The following is an 18,527-nucleotide window of genomic DNA, read 5'->3' as shown; positions in this document are numbered from 1 at the left end:
CTAGTAAGTATATTCTTAAAAATATGTTCTATAGTAAGTTGACTATAAGCAATCAAGGGGATATTTTCATGCGTTATCTTTATTTAGAAGATTTTTAGCTACGTTTATCACATAAAGGATGAAATTGTATTGCAAGTTAATTTTAGAATTGACCTTTGGCATTTATCCATACCTTAAGTTGCTCATTATTATCAGGTTTGAAAATCGTTCCTGATGGCGGGGTTTTTTCGTTTTAGCACTATCAACATCAAACAGCGCTGCTGATCTCCGGGTCGGTGGCGCTTTTTTGTATGGGTGGAAAGCATGCAGGAAAAGCTATCTTCAGCGTTGTCGTACTTCTGTGCCTCGCTGTTGGCTTTCTTCGGGGCGTTCTCGTTGCAGGACTGGGCTACCGTCATTGGTATTCTGTTTGCCGCGGGTACGTTTGCCAACAACTGGTACTACCGAAAGAAGAGCTATAAGTTGCTGCAGCAGCACCCTCAGTTGAGGGAGCTGTATGAAGACGTCAACAGTTAAGCGTTGTTCGGCTGCTGTTGTTCTGGGTCTGTTGTCGCTGCTGCCTGCCGGCTCGCTGGAAACCAGCGAAACGGGGATGAGGCTTGCCTTGAAATAACATCAGTTCGAAGCTTTCGCAAGTTTTTTATTTGGGTGTATGCCGATGGTAAACGCTTTCAAGGGGTAGTTCGTGTAATCGGCTGTAATAGCATTTTTGTTGATGGGTTGTAGTATTGAAATGCAAACAAACACGACCGCTAAAATTAGCAAAGGACAGTCAAATGGCATATGCACAGAATATTCAAATCGCAATCAACCCCGAGAACTTTACTCTTACTGTCGATGGCGCAAAATTAGAGTGGGGGAAATTTTACGAGTATGATGACAAGGACTCTGAATTATCGATCAAGGATGTCAATGGCACCAAGATTGAACCTAAAGAAATCAAAGTGATTGCTGCATGCGGGCGTTCAGATTCTGCATCGGGTACAGAAGGATCAATTAAACTATATGACGGCAACGTTGAGATTGGTAAGTTTTATTGGGATTGCCCATGGGGATCCAAAGATAACCAAACCAAATGGGAAAAAAGTAACAATCAATATATCACCGAAGTGAGCGGTGGGAACCTTCATTCCGGTGCCATTGGTATGGTGAATATTGGCTCTTCATCGTTCATGGTGGAAAGCCATATCAAGTCGCCCAAAATAGAACAGTATCGCTGTCTTGAATCGCTCTTTGTTTCTGAAGCCTTTAGCTCTGAGTTTCATGTACTGGATTTTGGCATTTATAGCTTCCGCCAAGCCATTCGATGCCTTCAGACGCATTGCATTGAGTATCGCTGGTAAGTGCTTTTTCACTGTCGTCGCTGCTGTTATCAATGGTTTGATTCCACTTGCTTTGACTAAAGCGAGCCACTCAAGCCATTGGTCTTTTGCTCTTCTGATCGAACTTCCGTACCAGATCAGCCTTGCTTGCTCTTTGAGCGCCCAGCTAAGGCCAGTATTAAGCATGAGCTTGGCCAGCATATTTATACGTTCCCTTAGGCGGCCTGCGAGGTTTCCATTTCTTTTGAGCCAGCCGTAGCGAGTTCTGTGGCACTCTCGCTTGAGGAATGTCGGTAGGCTGTTAGCCTCCTGTTTGCGAACATCGTCAACGGCTTTAGTGAGTACTTTTGCCACGTGGAAATGATCAACCGCAATCAGACGTTTCGATCGCGAGCCAAAGAAGGACTCAGTTGCATTAATAAAGGCCTGGCTCATGTCCATCGACACTGAGCGGATCTGCTGTTTAGCTATGTTCGGCAGTACTTCGTAGCAGGTTGCCAAGCTTTGTTCACTTTTACCGTCAGCAACAGCAAGAACTTGACCCGTTCGGCTCGACATAACCGTGACATAGTCGTGTCCTCGGCAAAAGGCTGTTTCGTCTACCAGCAGATCTTCTACCTTATTTAAACTCCGCCGGGCGAGCCCCCGTAAAACGGCCCGTTTCATTATCCGGTCAATGGCTCCCCAACTCAGTCGAAAAGCTTTAGCGACAGAATGGAGAGAAGTGAATTGGAGCGTTTCAATAATCTTTGTCTCAAAGAGCTCACTATAGCGACTTCCTGGGGATGCCCAGGGAACAGGAATTGTCTGAATCCCATGTTTGGGACAATCAGCGCGCGGGACTTCGGCTTCAAGATAAGTTTCGAATTGGCATGTATCCAAGTGACGCCATATTCGCTTTCGTGAGTCATGCTTTCTTACAGCTTTCGAGCATGTTGGACAAGCGATTGCTAAATGGCTTTCGTAGACGATAGTCACGGTAACACGTTGGGTAGTTTTATCCACCTGGACAGAGTCCACAGCCCATGGTGGAAGCAGGCCAAGGATAGCTTGATAAAGTGCAGTATCTTTCATCTGGTTCTGGGCTCAATTGGCAGGATTTCCCTTCATTTTCCAACTGATTCTAGAGTTTGAAAAGAAACACTTTCCACTACACTCGGTGAAGAGCCTGAATATTACAGTATACAAGAAGAACTAATGGTGTAACCTGGCTATTTTTTCCAAGGTAAAGTAAGGCTACCTCGCGGTAGCCTTTTACATCTTTGGTAGGATTAGAGATAAACGCTGATCAGCAAGGTTGCGGCTGCCATGGCAACAAGAATGCCAAGAAGCGGCATCACGAACCGTAACCATTTGTCGAAGGTGACATTGACCATGGCCAGCGAGGCAAGTACCAAACCGGTTGGGGTAATGAAGGCCATGAGCCCCATGCCAAATTGATACGAGCTGACAATGTTGTCCCGTGGGATACCGACCACATCGGCTAATGGTGCCATGATGGGCATCGACAGCACCGCCAAACCGGATGAAGAAGGGACGAAGAACGACACGCCTGCGAACAGGAACATCATCACCACAATGAACAGGCCTTTATCCATTCCCTCCACCATATTGGCGCTGGCATGAAGGATGGAGTCGCTGATCATGCCGCCATCCATTAACACGGTGACACCGCGGGCAATTGCGATGATGAGGGCGACACCGAGCAAGTCATTGGCACCCTGAATAAACTCGTGCACGAACTCTTTTTCCGGGATCCGATCAACCAGCGCTATCACGATAGCTGAGACGAAGAATAGGGTGGTCATTTCTTCAAACCACCAGCCCAGGCTGGAGACACCGTACACCATTATGAAGAAGGTGCTGGCGAACAGGGTCAGAATGATCGTGTGACGTTTCTCGAGTTTCGCTGCCGATGCACCGGTATCGATGTTTTTCAGGAAACGCGCTTCTATCTCTTGTTTCTGGTCGTAAATCAGTGACTGGGTTGGATCGGCTTTCACCCGCTGCGCGTAGCGAATGATGTACAACATGCAAACCAGAGTGCCGGCAATCAGCAACGCCAAACGAGAGTTTAAACCCAGCGTCCAGTTTATTCCGGCGGCATTTGAAGCAATGATGGTACTGAACGGGTTGACCGTTGAGCACATGGTCCCGATGGACGATCCCAGATAAATTGCGGCCAGGGCGACAATCGCGTCGTAGCCTGCGGCAATGAAAATGGGCACCAGGATCGGGTAGAAAGCAATGGTTTCTTCAGCCATGCCAAAGCTTGTTCCGCCCAGTGCTATCAGGGCTGTGACGATGACAATGAGCCACGTTTCCCGACCTGTCATCACCTGTGACAGGCGGTTGATCCCCGCGCCGAATGCACCTGAGTGATTGACGATACCGATGAACCCGCCAATCACCAGCACGAAGAACACGACATCAATGGATTGATACATGCCTTGGATCGGGGCTTTGAATAGATCCATGATCCCCTGTGGGTTTGGATCGACGGTGGTGTAGGAGTTGGGGATACCGACGGGCTTATAGATGTCGCCGTTGACGAATTTTTCCAGATCGGCCTTAATGCCAATGTCGTCCAGTGTTTCTTGCGTCGCGGGTAACGTTTCTGTACGCCCGTCCGAATAGGTGATCATAAAGCTTTCACCCTGATAGGACAGTTTGTTGTAGACGCCGGCATCAACAAACCAAGTCAGCATGGCTACCAGGGCAGCAACGCAAAACAAGACGGTATATGCGGAAGGAAAGCTGAGTTTCTTCTTTGTGGCTCTGACGGCAGTCGCTCCAGTGGTACTCATAACAACCCCCTTAGTCGATTAGACTGGAATTTGAATGATCAACCTAGTTTCTTGTGTGGATGAATATGAAATTTATGGTTGTAACATCTTTTTATTTGTTTTCAGTTGGTATTTTATTGTAAGGGTTTGTTAAAAGGTGGCCGGATATCACAATTGGAATATTTCGACTGTCAGGTGCAACAAATTTGAGACTGCGAGCAAACTTTAAACACCAAAGGGAGGTGGGGAATGGAAACCAACGAAGCCAATTCAATGGGCAGAACCATGTGTTAAATGGACAGATCCCATTCAACCGACCACGGAGCGTGTTTGAAACATAAATCGTGCGAGGGTGACAAAAGAAAGGGCGGTATTGCGACCGCCCTGATTAGATGTCTCTTTTGCCGGTTATTTGGCAGGCAAAACGGTTATTGGACAACTTCGCCGCTTTCTACCACGGTCTTGCGTACTTTGTCGGCGAACTTCAAGGCTTCTTCGCGAATGGCATCTTCATCGACAGTGAGCATTTTACGGTCTTCCATCAGCAGCTTACCGTCAACAATGGTGTGTTTGACGTTTGTTGCATAGGCTGAGTAGACCAGCGCAGAGTACGGGTTGTAAACCGGTACCATGTTCGGTGCTGTTGTATCGATGATGATGATATCAGCCAGCTTGCCGGTTTCCAGCGAGCCAATGGTGTCTTCCATGTGAAGGGCACGGGCGGCACCAATAGTCGCCATTTCAATGACTTTTACTGGTGGCATGGCTGCGCGGTCTTTGTTCACCAGTTTGTGTACTTTGGCAACCTGGTTAAATTCATCGATAGTACTGATGGTATTTCCTGACATGGGTCCGTCAGTGCCCAGGCCGATGCGAAGACCATCGTCGAACATTTTCAGTGCCGGCGAAACACCCTTGGCCGATTTAATATTGGCACTCATGTTGTGCGCAATACCGACATCATGCTTTTTCAGCAGGGCAATATCATTGTCGTCAACATTGATCATATGAGCACCGACAAGGTTCGGGGTGAGCGCGCCGATATCGGCCATATAACCGACCGGTGTTTTACCGCCGCTCCGCTCGGCGATCACCTGATTTTCTCGCTCTGACTCGGCAAGGTGGATCATGACCGGTACGTCGTGTTCCAGCGAAAGCTTGGTGATTTTCTGCAGTGTTTCGGTGGTATTGGTGTAAGGGGCATGCGGGGCAAAAGCTGGCGTAATTCGCGGGTGATCCTTATATTCTTTGATAAAGTCCAGCGCGTACTGGATGCCTTCGTCGGCATTGGCAGCATCGGCAACCGGGAATTTGATTACTGTTTCGCCCAGCACAGCACGCATGCCGATCTGATCAACGGTCTTGGCTACTTCATCCTCGAAATAGTACATGTCGGCATAGGTCGTGACACCGCCTTTGATCATTTCGACATTACCCAGTTGCGCCCCGATACGGACCATGTCACGGGAGACCAGTTTCTTTTCAAGCGGAAAGATGTAGCGGTGCAGACGATCGGGTACATCGTCGGCCATTGAGCGGAAGACCGTCATTGAAACATGGGTGTGGGTATTGATCAGCCCCGGCAATACGATATCGCCATTGGCATCAATGACTTTTTCGGCCTGGTAATCTTTGACATCAGCGCCGTCGGTAACGGCGAAGATTTTATTTGCCTTGACGGCAACCAATCCATTGTCGAAAACAGTTTTTTCCTGATCCATGGTCAGGACTGTGGCATTTTTGATCAGCAGGTCGACTTTTTCGAGCGCAAGCGCTGATGTGCTGGCGAGAGAAGTAGCAGCTAAAGAGACGGCAATAAGTGTTTTCTTAAACATCAATGACTACCAAAAAATGATAACGGTATGCTGATGATACGCTTAGATCATGTCTTGAAAATGAGTATTGTATAATTACCCACTCAAATGTGATTAGGGTCACCTTTATGGTCGGATTTAAAGTTTTTTCTGTCTAAAAACAGCGCTATTTGGGGCAGCTAAACGTTTGCACTGTGGTATTTCTGCTCATTTTTGCGGGGTTGCTGATGTCCTTTATTAAATGGACAGGCACCATTCCGGAGCATCTCCACACCGCCTTGTGGCTGATCAGTAAAGGCGCTGACGGCTCGGTTGCAGCCGTTAAAGATTGAGGATTCTAGTCCTTCTCTGTCTTATTATTCATCAAATTTCAACTGTGACGGTGTCACTGATTTAAGTGTGTTTACCTTGTACGAGACTTCGACAGTAGGGGAGCGGGCGCAGTTAAACATTGCCGCTCTCCTCATCAACTTTGCACCAGGTATCTACACCGTCGGCATTGATAAAGAGTTGATGCTGGCGGCTCCGTAAAAGTCGGCTTTATTGAGGATAAGGGCTGAATCAGGGATCGCTCTAATGGTTGCAGATACTTAAAATGATCTCGACGGCTTCATCAATGAGCTCATTTTTGTTTTGCGGGTTTTCTTTCAAATAACCCCCTAACGATTCGGTAATGCTGAAAATCGAAATCAGCTTCAGCTTGGTTAAACTGTGACCATCGGGTGCCACAAAGGGTGAGAAGGTTTTCTCAATCACATGACAGAAGTAGTCCCGGATATCGTTTTCAACACTTGCGTACTCAGGGTAGGCTTTTAACGCCGAAACGATATCATCATAGAGTTTCCCATTCGTTTCGATACAGTTGATATAAGAAGAGACGTACACGGTCACGGCATCTTTTAAACTGTTTGACTGGTTCGTATTCAAGTGATCCATTTGCGATGACAGCGCTTCATCACACCGCCGATAAAGGGAAAACAGCAATAGCTGGCGGTTTGAAAAATGGTTGTAGGTGATGGGTTTCGTCACCCCCGCTTTCTTTGCGAGACTGATCAGAGTCAGGGCGTCCGTGCCCTGATCTCTCACAATTTCAATAGCCAAATCCAGAAGCTGGTTATAACGTTCTTCCTTTTTAAAACGAGACTTCAATTTGGCTTTTCCTTTTTTCGGTTATGCGAAATCGACTTTCGGGAAATCGATTTTCGGTTGGGTGATATTATTGACCCAATTGCTAAATGTATTCAATGCTGTCCAGGAGCAAACCTGGAGGATCTGACTTTCTGTCAACCCATGAAACATAGCGGTCTCAACATCGACCTGGCTCAGATTGCCTTTCTTTTCAAGAATCGCGCGAGACAGTGATAATATGGCTTGCTCCAGTGGATGATCAGCGATTGCCAGCTGAGCGTCAGCACATTCATCCGATGATAGCCCAATTTTCTTGGCTGAAAAAGTATGGCCACAAACGCAGTAGTGACATTGGTTATAGTTTGCCACACTGAGTGAGATCAGCTCGCGCTGGCGCTCGGTTAGGCTCCCGAAGTCTTCAATCGTTTTCTCAAAATCCAGGTAACCACTCAGGCTCGCGCCGTCGATACCCAAGGCAGCAAAAAAGTTCGGGATGATACCGTATTTTTCCTTAAATTCCGTCAGGATAGGGGCAGCCAGTTTGTCTGCGGTTTGGGTTGTTCTCAGGTTAAACTTTTCCATTATTCATTCCTTTTTCTTACTGTGCTGACATTGGCAATCCGAAAATGAGATCGAATAGCCAGTTATAAAAGAAGGTAAAAAACATAAAGAACAGGGTGAGACCGGCATCTAACAGGAACGCATCCCAGAGGCTGATGTTCAACCACCATGAAAATATTGGTAAGGTCACGGCAACGAACCCTACTTCAAAACCAATTGCATGGAGTACCCGTCTCCGAATGCCCCGTCCTCTGGTGACTAACGTTTTTTCCCATCGTTCAAACAGAGTGTTGTAAAGCGTGTTCCAGAGAATGGCCAGAACCACGGTGATCACCCCGAGTATCAATGGATGCCCTGAATCATCATCAGCGCAGAAATGAAAAGCCACACTGATCAACACTAAAGTAATGGCTTCATAAAAAAACACATACGTAATACGTCTTTTGACACCTTGCATTGTTTCCTCCTTAAGATTTCAAATGATTGATTTACATTTGAAAAAATAGGAGGGCAGTGCGTGCACCGGAAAGCCCTGATCTTGTTTCGACTCATCGCCATCCAACTGTACACGCCATTACACCGGTAAAGGATTTGTGTCATCTGAATAAGTTACCATTAGTAATTTGCAGTTAACTATACCGATGGTAACTTAAATGGGCAAGTCTATTTGAAGCACTTGTTCGTTGATAAATTTAACTTTAAAGAAGGGATTTTATGTTGAGTGTGTTGAATGAAGGCCGGATCAGGCTGCTGGGTTTTGGCGCGATGGCGGTCTTTTTGGTGACCTGGGGCATGGATATTTTCTCGGTTGTCGATCCTTGCCCATATTGTCGAACGCAGCGATCGGTGATTGGCTTGTTGGGGCTGCTGATGATATTCCGAAATCCTCACTGGTCCCTGCTTCATTTGGGGAATATCTTTGCATTTTACGGGGCACATGTTGCGGCGCTGCAGCATTTTATGAATTGGGATGCGTTTGATGATGGTAATTTTGAGATGCTCTACCAGCCCATTTATAAGAACGACTTTTATCTGTCTGCCGCGGCATTAATCATCATTCTGACCCAGTTTGTGATCATTAATCAGCGCCGTACCAGAAGTGCTGTTGTGTCCTAGCAGATCACTATCTCACCCTCAAAGGTCCGGATTACCGGGCCTTTTTGTTCGAAATTCGGCATTTTGAAATTTGTCAGTTGGCGTTTTCCACATATTCGTTTATGCCGCAGGGCTATCTGCCGTACGGCGATATGGTTTTTGCTCGGCGCATTGAAGGGGGAACCCAGGTCGCGTAATGATGTGTAATCGATCAATATTACTGAGAACAGTATCATCATCTTTCAGAAGTAAGAGGATGGGGACAGATGTTATCTGTCGTATCATCACTTGTTGAATTCATGCACAACTGAATAAAAGGGAATCGATGATGTCAGAAGAAAACAATAAAACTCAGGCTGCTTCGGCTGACGGTATTTTGCCATCTCCGTACCGTGATCGTGTTGATCCGAAAGTTGCGGATCAGACAACCAGCTCCTCGGCACAAAGCCTGAACCTGGACGGTCTGCGCGATCTGTCGGCGCTGTCCAAGCTGCAGGTGCGTGAGTTTACCCATACCGGCGCGACGCAAATGCAGGCCACTTCGAACGCCATGACCCAGATGGCAGCAGCCGGTGCGAAAGCGGTGAATTACATCATGGACGGCGGTCAGTAACCGGGTTCGTAATGACAGACGGCAAGCGTGGTTTGCCGTCTTTTCTTGATTAAAAGGATCTAACTATGAGCGACGTAAATTATATCGATCAGCTGGACACAAAAGTCGCGAATTATGGATATGCTTGCTGGCCTTGGTAGCTATTGTTCCGCACCCTGAAAATTCCATCTCTCCCTTGTACAAACTCCCAACTCACTCATCTAAAAAGCAACTTTACCAGTCATGATTCATCCCCGTTGGTCCAGTTAATGCGCATTTTGCTATCAAACTGATTGCATTTGTGCGATGAACGTCACAATCGTTCTCTAATCTGTTGAACTTCTGTAGACGATAAAAATAACAATAATTATCATTTGCGCCATTGTTATTATTGGAGTGTAAAAATGTTTCAGCATCAAGGGGATAGTGTTATCAAACTCTCGCGTTTAAACCGTGCTTTGTGCGTTTTGGGCCTTGTTTCATCATTTACAGCCATGGCGGAAAACGCAACGGATGAAGTGATGGTTGTTACCGCGAGTCAAACGGCACACCCGGAGCTGACAGCACCTGCCTCTGTGTCTTATGTCACTCGAGAAGATTTGGATAACCTGGTGGTCAACGATATTGCCGAAGCGATCCGGAAGCTACCAGGTATTAATATTAATCCAGGCACGTCCTACGGGCGTAATGAAATTAAAATCCGTGGGCTGGCAGCAGACTACACTTTATTGCTGATCAATGGTCGCCGGATAAACTCCCGGGATGCCCTGACCAGTGCTTATGGTAACGATTTTGATCTGTCCAGTATCCCGATGTCAGCTGTTGAACGGATTGAGGTGATCCGCGGCCCGATGTCCTCTCTATATGGTGCAGATGCGCTGGGCGGCGTGGTGAATGTTATCCTACGTCAGCCAACAGAAGAAGTGCAGGGCTCTGTGGGCTATCAATATGATGGGATCACCGAAGGTTCCGGCGGCGACACACACAAGCTGAACGCTTTTGTGAGTGGTGCGCTGATCCCTGACACCCTGCTGGCGAACCTGATTGTTGAAAAAAGTGATCGTGACGCCTGGCGAACAAGTAAATCGGTGAATCCGGATACTGATGTTCTGGAAGAGCGTGATGAGCTGAGCGTGTTCTCGAACTTGAAATGGCTGGTAAATCAGCAGCAGGATATCGACCTGGATCTGCTGTATAGCAAAGATGAGCGTGATGCGGACTGGAACAACTGGGGCCGCGCCGTGAACAACGTGCAGGAACTGGAGCGCTATAATGTTGCACTGACGCACCATGGTTACTGGGAAAATGTTGAGTCCCGATTGCGCTATAGCTTTGACCGTTCAGAGCTGATGGATGATTCTGAGCTCAACCGTGCCATCGGTGATATTGCGCAGACCAACAATACGGTCGACGTGCAATTGTCAGGCTATGTGGGCGATCATCTGCTGACCGGTGGTGCGGAATACCGCGACACGAAACTGAAGAACAACCTGACTCTGGGGAGTGATTCCGTCAACTACAGCCAGGCTGCGGTTTACTTACAGGATGAGTTCTCCCTGGGGGATCTGGCAATTACGCTGGGCGGCCGATTTGATGATCACGAAGTTTACGGTGGCGAGTTCAGCCCGCGTGCTTACGCGGTGTACAAAATGAACGAGAACTGGGTTGTGAAAGGCGGGGTAGGGAAAGCCTTCAAGGCACCGAGCCTGAACCAGTATAGTGATGCGTATTCCGTACTGGCTTGCCGTGGTGCCTGTTTTGTCGTCGGTAACCCGAATCTGAAAGCTGAAACCGCGATAAGCTATGAGCTGGGGACCAGCTATGAAGCGGACCGTTGGGGTGCTGGCCTGACTGTGTTTGAGAACGACATCGACGATATGATCCAGGCTGAGAACTGGGACCGCGTCAAAACGGAGCTGAGCCATTTCAATGTGGATGAGGCTGAAGTGAAGGGCGTGGAAACCATGGCGTGGTTTGATGTAACGGATACCGTAAGCGTGTCGGTGAACTACCTGTATACCCATGCTGAAGATAAAAAGACGGGCAAAGATCTGATCCTGACGCCTCAACATACGGCAAACGTACAACTGGACTGGCAGGCAATGGATAACCTGTACGCTTACACGTCTTATCAGTACACCGGTGAGCAATCTGTGCGCTCGGGCGAAAAACTGGACGGGTATGGGACCATGGATCTGGGCGCTCGCTACGAAGCCGTTAAGAACCTGAACCTGAAATTGGGCGTTACAAATGTGACGGATGAAGAGCGGGATGAAACGGCGACGAAACTGGATTACATCCTGAAAGCCCGCAGCATTTATGCTGGCGTCTCGTACGACTTCTAATCTAAACACGGGTCAACCCCTGTGAGACTGAAAGAGCCAACGCTGTTGGCTCTTTTTTTTTGCGTACAGTTTTGTCGTGCTTTTCCTCACACTGGCACCGGTCATCTATGCTTAGACAGCAAACGAACATCAGGAGTCCATCATGAATATGAAGCGATTAGGTGGTTTGTTGTTGAGTCTCTGTTTTTCAGTGCCCGCATCAGCAGAGCTTTTTTTAGTATCGACGTCGGAAGGGCCGGGTTTTACCGAGCCTAAAGAAGTGATCCAGGTGCTTGAAAACGGGATTATGCCGACGTTCGATTACCTCATCGAACTGAAAAAAAAGAAGACAATTGTGGCAGGCGGCCTGCCGCTTGGCTCACGGACGTTCTATCTGATTGTCGAAGCAGACAGTCATGATGAAGTCGACCAGATGCTTCGGGATATTCCAGCATGGGGCGTCTTTTCATGGCAGGTGACGCCGCTTCAGAGCATTGAGGGGCGGGCAGCATTAGAAAAAGAAATCTTAAAGTCGCTGAAGTCTGAAGAGTGAAACAGAAACTCTCCATTTCGAAATGAACGATAAAGCCTCCGTTTTTACAGAGGCTTTTAGTTTTATGGCGGCCTGCTTAAGCTTGGTTCAGTGCCTTAGCAATGGTGATATCCCGTTCAATCTGCTGCTTCACGGCATCGTCAGACGTTTGGCTTAGCTTTTGCTCCATAGCGGCAAGATAGCGTTTGAACGCATCGTGGGTGGTAAAGATCTTATCTTTGACGTTGATCGATGCAATGTTGGTGTAGCGGCCATCTTCGCTGCTTGGCACGGAAATTTTCCCTTCGTTGATCAGCGCTTTCACGATGTTGCGTTCCTGCTCGAAGCCCGTCAGTCCACTCAGTGCCCAACGGTGCATCGGTTTGCCTTCGTACTTGCCGTGTTTCACCTCGGTCAGATAACGGATCGTCAGGTTACGAATCGTGCCGGCCTCTTCGCCGTATTCAGCTTCGGTATCAAACAGCACCGGAAAGTCACGTCCTTCAAGTACACCGCCTGCTTTGGTCAGGTGTCCCATCCGGTAGCTGTTCATCCCGATGCGGATCAGTGTGGTATCCGTGATGTGCTTGCCATCAGCAAATTGAAGTGACTTAATGCGTTGGCCCGCAGGTTCGGTCAGGTCAATGGTGTAGGTCACCCCGGCGAAAAAGTCATTGGTTGAATATTTGGATGCGCGGCGCTCAGGGTTAAAGCTATACGTCACATCGCCTTCCTTCACACGGTTAAAATAACCGGCAGACCATTCCATGTAGGTTTTCAGCTCTTTGCCTGTCATTTCGTAAACCGTGATTTCACCACCGGCATATTGGTAGTTGTAGGCGATATCTTTGGCTTTGATCTGACCGACATCCAGTTCGGCCAGGTCGTTATCGATCTGCAGGGCAATCACGTTGGCCTTCGGCGCATAGTACATGCTGGCTTCCTGGAACAGCGCACTGATACCAGTGTCCTGAATATGGACCTGCGGGATCCCCTTGATTTCATTCTCGGGCACTAAATCAACACCGGAAAGTTCAGCCACGATACGGTTGGCATTCTCACGCAGGCGTTGATGGTAGGGCGCATAGAGCTCTTCCATTGTTGCATCGGAAGCCGTGCCTTTGATTTTGTAGGTATAGCTGTCTTTGTTGACCAGCGTGAACTGGCCGTTTCTTTCTTCGAACTGCAAATCGACGCGGGACAGGGCGCGGCCGTATTTGTCCGGCTCGGTGATAATTATGCCGTTGATGGTCGCCTTGTCGATGAGGGTGTGCATATGGCCGGCGACAATCGCATCCAGTTCCGGGTTGGCATTGGCAATATCACGGACCCCGGTGGCCTCGATGTTATTTTCGTTGTCGATCCCCATATGTGCGACCAGCACAATGGCATCAACCTGATCGTCAATCTGTTGGATGACCTTTTTCACTTCAAGTGAAGGGTTGGTAAAGGTCATGCCCTCAAGGCGATTGGTACCTTCAGCAAAGACTTGGGTCATCGGTGTATCCATGCCAATGACACCGATTTTTACACCTTGTTTTTCAATGATTTTGTAAGCAGGCAGGAAAGGATTGCCGTCGCGACGCTTAATATTGCCGCCCAGAGATGTGCCTTTGAACTGGGTGAGTGAACGGTTAAGAACATTGAGGCCGAAGTCGAACTCATGGTTGCCCAGCACCCAAACATCGTAGTTCATTTCATTGAAGCCCAGCATCATCGGATCAACCGGCTCATCTTTGAATGTTTCGACAAAATTGCCCTGAATGGTGTCGCCGGCATCAACCAGGATCACGTTGTCCTGAGCTTCACGAATCGATTTCACCTTGGTGGCAATCTGGCTCAGGCTACCGCGCAAGTTGAGTTTGTCGCTGGCGTAGTCCCAGGGCATGAAATGGCCGTGGATATCAGAAGTCCCCAGAATGGTCACATCAACGATGTCACCGTCTGCGGCGAAGGCGTGTCCGGCAAGAGAGAGGCAGATGGCAGCGGCTAAGTAATGTCTTTTCATGATTTAACTGATTGTTGTGATTCAATTTTGGAGTGCGGATTCTAAACCTTATTCTGACGGCTAAAGGTGATAAAGATCGCGATGAGACTGCAAATGATGTTATTTGTATGATTAATTGTGAGCGCTATCGCACATCGACAGGTAGAGCCATGTCAGTTCGGGCAACAGTGACAGCCGGATTTACTTGAATTTTCTTCATGTAGGCTTTGAGTACGTTTCACTTTGATAAGATTCACAATATGCTTCAATGGCATTGCCATAAATGCTGTATGGAAGCAGGATAATGAAAAAAATAACAATTCTTGATGGTGGGATGGGCCGGGAGCTAAAGCGCATCGGCGCGCCATTCTCACAACCGCTTTGGAGTGCCCAGGCGCTCATTGAATCCCCCGAACATGTTCGCATCGCACATCAAAACTTTGTCGATGCCGGTGCCGACATCATCACCGTCAACAGCTATGCCTGTGTGCCTTTTCACCTCGGTGCGGATCGTTACCAGGCCGAAGGGGCGAAACTGGCACGGGACGCGGCCGTGATCGCGCAATCGGTAGCGAAACAAGCCGGTGAATCTCACGGTCAGCGGATCCGGGTTGCGGGCTCGATCCCGCCGGCATTCGGCAGTTACCGGCCGGATTTGTTTGAAGCCGAGGCGGCGAAAGCCATTACATCAGCTCTGTTTGATGCTCAGAAACCTTATGTTGATCTCTGGATCGCAGAAACAATCGCCAGCCTGGAAGAGTTTGAGGTGATCCATTCGGTTTTATCGCAAACCCGCCAAGACTGCTATTACGCATTTACTTTAGCTGATGATGTTTCTGAAATAGCTCAGTTACGCTCCGGTCAGAGCGTGAAACATGCGGCTGAACGGGTGTGTGCTGCGGGTGGGCAAGGCATTTTCTTCAATTGCTCCACACCCGAAGTGATGGCTCAGGCGATACAGGACGCTAAAGCGGTGATCGACGCCTGCGGTGCCGAGCTCGAGCTGGGTGTGTTTGCCAACAACTTTACCCCGATTAAATCCGATCATCAGGCTAATGACACTTTGCAGTCGATGCGCGAGCTGACTCCGGAGGATTATCTGAGTTTTGCAAAGCAATGGTATGCGTTGGGTGCCACGGTGATTGGCGGGTGCTGCGGCATCCATCCGGCGCACATCGAGGCCTTAGAGACATGGAGAAATGTCGTTGAAAAATCTTAATTATGGCCTGGCGCTTCCGGCCATCGCCTTGGTGCTGGTATTACTGGCGGTCTCCTCGACTTATCCGGTGCAGTCCCAGGCGATGGCCAATCATGCTATGGCGTTTGTCACCGGCTGGTTCGGCTGGCTGGTTGAGCTGGGGAGTCTGGCGCTGGTTGGTTTTCTGCTCTGGCTGGCTTTCTCAAAGTATGGCGAGATTCGGCTGGGAGACGAGCAACCGGCCTACAGTAACTTTTCTTATGCTGGCATGATCTTTACCGCCGGAGTCGGGGCATCGCTGATCTATTGGGGGATCGGAGAGCCAATGTACTATCTTCAGTCGCCGCCGCTGTTTGCCGAGCCCAATAGCTATACTGCGGCTGCATGGGCTGTGACTTACTCGATTTTCCACTGGGGGATTACTGGCTGGGCCATCTACTGTTTTCCGGCGATTCCGTTTGCCTATGCCTTTTATGTCCAGAAAAAACGCACCTTGAAGCTTTCAACCTTGTGTGCTCCGGTCGTCGGCCATCATCCTGTGGTTGCCCGAACCATTGATCTACTGGCGATTTTCGGCACGCTGGCGGCTTTTGCCAGCTCACTGGCGCTGACGGTCACTTTGCTCAGCACCGGCGTCTCTGAATTGTTTGGTATTGAAAACAGCCTGATGCTGCAAGGCGGGATTATTCTGCTGTTTGTGATGGCACTGCTGTGTGTCATGTTGGTTGGATTCAATCAGGGGATCAGCAAGGTTTCTGACTATACCGTGAGCGTTGCGATTCTGTTTGCCTTGTTTGTGCTGGTTTCATCGCAGCCGCAGTTTATTCTCAATAACTTTACGGATGCCATCGGTGTGATGCTCGACAGCTTCTTCAGGATGTCACTGTGGACCGATCCGGTCCAGCAAAGCGGTTTTTCGCAGAGCTGGACGCAGTATTACTGGTTCTGGTACTACGCCTACCTGATGATGATGGGGTTGTTTATCACCCGGATCTCCCGGGGTAGAACGATAAGGGAGGTGATCCTCTATACGATCTCTTTGGGTGCATTAGGTTGTGCGTTTTTCATCTCTATTTTCGGTGGGTATGCGGTCTGGGCGCAGTTGATCGGCGGTTTCCCGGTCCAGAGCTGGATGTCGGACGGGGGCCTGACTTTTGCGGTGGTCTCCCTGGTGAAAACCTTACCGGCTAAATCAGCTATTCTTGCGATCTTTCTGGTGATCCAGTTTTTCCTGATGCTGACCACCATGTCCAGCGCCAGCGTTGCGACCGCCATGTTGACGACTCATGAGTTGTCTCTCAACGGCGATCCGGATAATCGGGTGAAACTGTTATGGGCGGGCGCAATCGCACTGATCAGCTTCAGCGTGTTTTTGTGTGGTGGCGGGATTGATACCATCAAATCGCTCTGCGTCGTGGCAGGGCTGCCGATGATGTTTATCTATGCGATTCTGATCAAGCAGTTAATACATGCACTCAAACACAATCTCGGCCCGGAAGAGGGCGAAGTGCCAACCTCCGCCCGTTGGCCGGCACAGGACGCTTTTGCGTCGGCGCCTGAATTAGAACAGCAGTCAATTTAGCCACGACCGTCGGGAAGGGGGTGAAGCATGCCGGTTGCTTCTTTCACCACCGAAAACTCTTTTCTTGAAGCCAGTCATCGTTGCTGTGCCAGGGGCGCTTGCTTTGCCGAGTGTCCCTGTTCTTATTGCATAGCCCAGCTGTTTATCCTCGGCTCTATCCCCGGAAGCCAGTCCAACCGATGTGATTGCTGATCATTTCATCGGCTTAGAGGTGCCTGGACTGGCCACGTGTTTAGAAAGTCAGGCATTTGTGTGATAATTCGCCACTTATTGGTTGATTTCTATATTAGAGTAAAATGCTATTAATGGACTAAAACCAAAGAATATTATAATGATTACTCCCTTGTGATGGTTGCTCTCGTCACTGAAACCGCTCGCTGAAATCAATCCGTATTCCGTACCATTGCCACGAATACAGGCGCTGTTTCTTCACCCATGAATAGGTTCATTACCCATGAAAAGTAAAAATATCTCAACGTTAGCCGTCCATGGCGGCCAGCAACAAGATGCCGCCCATAACGCATTGTTTCCACCGATTTATACGGCCAGCAGCTTTATTCAGCCGAACCTCGACGAAGGGGGGGACTTTGCGTACTCCCGCGTCAGTAACCCAACCCGCCACGCTTACGAAACAGCCCTGGCAGCGCTGGAGCAAGGCTGTTACGCCACCGCAACGGCATCCGGGATGGCGGCCACGGCGCTGGCGGTTGAGCTGCTGCCGCACGGCTCGCATATCATTGCGATGAAAGGCGTTTATGGTGGCACTTACCGGCTGTTCGAGCGCCTGCGGAAACAAAATAACCAGCTGAGCGTTGATTATATCGACCTCAATGATCTGGATTTGGTTGCGCAGCATATCCGTTCGGAAACCAAAATGATCTGGATTGAAACTCCGACCAACCCGCTGCTGGAGCTGGTTGATATTGCGTCTGTCTGTCAATTGGCGAAAGAGCACAATCTACTGACCTGTGTTGATAATACTTTCGCCAGCGCCTGGAACCAGACGTCACTGACGCTGGGGGCAGATATCGTGATGCTATCGACCAGCAAATATATCGGCGGCCACTCGGATCTGATTGGCGGGGCGCTGATCACCAACCGGGATGATCTGGCGAAAGAGCTGGATTTTATTAAAACCACCGTGGGGGCGATTGCTTCGCCGTTCGATGCCTATCTGGCGCTGCGCGGGATGAAAACGCTGGCCCTGCGGATGGAGCGTCAGTGCAGTAACGCGCTGGAAGTAGCCCGTTTTCTTGAATCTCACCCGAGCGTGGCCGAAGTGCATTATCCGGGACTGGAAAGCCACCCTCAGCATGCGCTGTGCCAAAAACAGATGCGTAGCGGCGGCGCGGTAGTGACGGTGCGTCTGAAAGGCGATCTGGACACGGCCAAGCAGTTCATCGGCAAGCTGCAGTATTTCGTCCTGGCCGAGTCCCTGGGTGGGGTCGAGAGCATGCTGAACCACTCGGCGTCCATGTCTCATGGCTCGATGACGCCTGAAGAGCGTGCCGCAATTGGTGTGTATGACACCACACTGCGTCTGTCGGTCGGGATTGAAGATATTCAGGATCTGCTTGCCGATCTTGAAGCCGCACTACGCTAAGGG

General features: G+C 49.2%; 15 protein-coding genes and 1 pseudogene. 9 read left to right on the top strand and 7 right to left on the bottom strand.

Annotated elements, in window-relative coordinates:
• The first annotated feature begins 303 nt into the window (after positions 1-303).
• Positions 304-516 (top strand): HP1 family phage holin, encoded by a 213-nt coding sequence (locus NH461_RS08815; protein ID WP_217393070.1) that lies wholly within the window; start codon positions 304-306, stop codon positions 514-516.
• A gap of 260 nt (positions 517-776) precedes the next feature.
• Positions 777-1,145 (top strand): annotated as a pseudogene (locus NH461_RS08810) (aegerolysin family protein); the annotation flags it as partial.
• A gap of 18 nt (positions 1,146-1,163) precedes the next feature.
• Here NH461_RS08810 and NH461_RS08805 read toward each other — a convergent pair.
• The 6 genes from NH461_RS08805 to NH461_RS08780 form a co-directional block, all read right to left on the bottom strand.
• Entirely contained in the window at positions 1,164-2,396 is a 1,233-nt protein-coding gene (locus tag NH461_RS08805) for an ISL3 family transposase (protein WP_261599999.1), read from the bottom strand.
• 197 nt (positions 2,397-2,593) lie between these two features.
• The gene (locus NH461_RS08800) at positions 2,594-4,129 is read right to left on the bottom strand and encodes a YfcC family protein (RefSeq protein ID WP_261599998.1); all 1,536 of its coding nucleotides are present in this window, start codon (positions 4,127-4,129) and stop codon (positions 2,594-2,596) included.
• 407 nt (positions 4,130-4,536) lie between these two features.
• A complete protein-coding gene (locus tag NH461_RS08795; protein ID WP_261599997.1) occupies positions 4,537-5,943 on the bottom strand; it encodes an amidohydrolase in 1,407 nt (468 codons plus the stop codon).
• Between the two features lie 552 nt (positions 5,944-6,495).
• Entirely contained in the window at positions 6,496-7,071 is a 576-nt protein-coding gene (locus NH461_RS08790) for a TetR/AcrR family transcriptional regulator (protein ID WP_261599996.1), read from the bottom strand.
• Between the two features lie 21 nt (positions 7,072-7,092).
• Entirely contained in the window at positions 7,093-7,632 is a 540-nt protein-coding gene (locus tag NH461_RS08785; protein ID WP_261599995.1) for a carboxymuconolactone decarboxylase family protein, read from the bottom strand.
• A gap of 16 nt (positions 7,633-7,648) precedes the next feature.
• Complete coding sequence (locus NH461_RS08780) at positions 7,649-8,068, bottom strand: PACE efflux transporter (RefSeq protein ID WP_261599994.1); 420 nt, start codon at positions 8,066-8,068, stop codon at positions 7,649-7,651.
• Positions 8,069-8,337: 269 nt separating this feature from the next.
• On the opposite strand from NH461_RS08780, the gene NH461_RS08775 reads away from it, so the two are divergent.
• The 4 genes from NH461_RS08775 (at position 8,338) to NH461_RS08760 (ending at position 12,175) form a co-directional block, all read left to right on the top strand.
• A complete protein-coding gene (locus NH461_RS08775; protein WP_261599993.1) occupies positions 8,338-8,727 on the top strand; it encodes a disulfide bond formation protein B in 390 nt (129 codons plus the stop codon).
• A 304-nt stretch (positions 8,728-9,031) separates the two neighbouring features.
• Positions 9,032-9,319 (top strand): hypothetical protein, encoded by a 288-nt coding sequence (locus NH461_RS08770; RefSeq protein WP_261599992.1) that lies wholly within the window; start codon positions 9,032-9,034, stop codon positions 9,317-9,319.
• A gap of 500 nt (positions 9,320-9,819) precedes the next feature.
• Positions 9,820-11,643, top strand: a complete 1,824-nt coding sequence (locus NH461_RS08765) for a TonB-dependent receptor domain-containing protein (RefSeq protein ID WP_261599991.1) — start codon at positions 9,820-9,822, stop codon at positions 11,641-11,643.
• Positions 11,644-11,785: 142 nt separating this feature from the next.
• Entirely contained in the window at positions 11,786-12,175 is a 390-nt protein-coding gene (locus NH461_RS08760) for a hypothetical protein (RefSeq protein WP_261599990.1), read from the top strand.
• Positions 12,176-12,251: 76 nt separating this feature from the next.
• Here the strand turns inward: NH461_RS08760 and NH461_RS08755 are convergent, their stop codons facing one another.
• Positions 12,252-14,162 (bottom strand): bifunctional metallophosphatase/5'-nucleotidase, encoded by a 1,911-nt coding sequence (locus tag NH461_RS08755; RefSeq protein WP_261599989.1) that lies wholly within the window; start codon positions 14,160-14,162, stop codon positions 12,252-12,254.
• A gap of 283 nt (positions 14,163-14,445) precedes the next feature.
• Between NH461_RS08755 and NH461_RS08750 the strand changes: the two genes are divergently transcribed.
• From NH461_RS08750 to NH461_RS08740, 3 genes are all read left to right on the top strand, one after another.
• A complete protein-coding gene (locus NH461_RS08750) occupies positions 14,446-15,360 on the top strand; it encodes a homocysteine S-methyltransferase family protein (RefSeq protein WP_261599988.1) in 915 nt (304 codons plus the stop codon).
• Positions 15,347-16,921, top strand: a complete 1,575-nt coding sequence (locus NH461_RS08745; protein ID WP_261599987.1) for a BCCT family transporter — start codon at positions 15,347-15,349, stop codon at positions 16,919-16,921. The genes NH461_RS08750 and NH461_RS08745 overlap by 14 nt, the downstream gene beginning before the upstream one ends.
• A 454-nt stretch (positions 16,922-17,375) precedes the next feature.
• Complete coding sequence (locus NH461_RS08740) at positions 17,376-18,524, top strand: trans-sulfuration enzyme family protein (RefSeq protein ID WP_261599986.1); 1,149 nt, start codon at positions 17,376-17,378, stop codon at positions 18,522-18,524.
• The last annotated feature ends 3 nt before the right edge of the window (positions 18,525-18,527 follow it).

The organism is Photobacterium sp. TY1-4 (genome assembly GCF_025398175.1).
Lineage (GTDB): Bacteria > Pseudomonadota > Gammaproteobacteria > Enterobacterales > Vibrionaceae > Photobacterium.
This window is presented reverse-complemented; position numbering and strand designations above follow the sequence as displayed.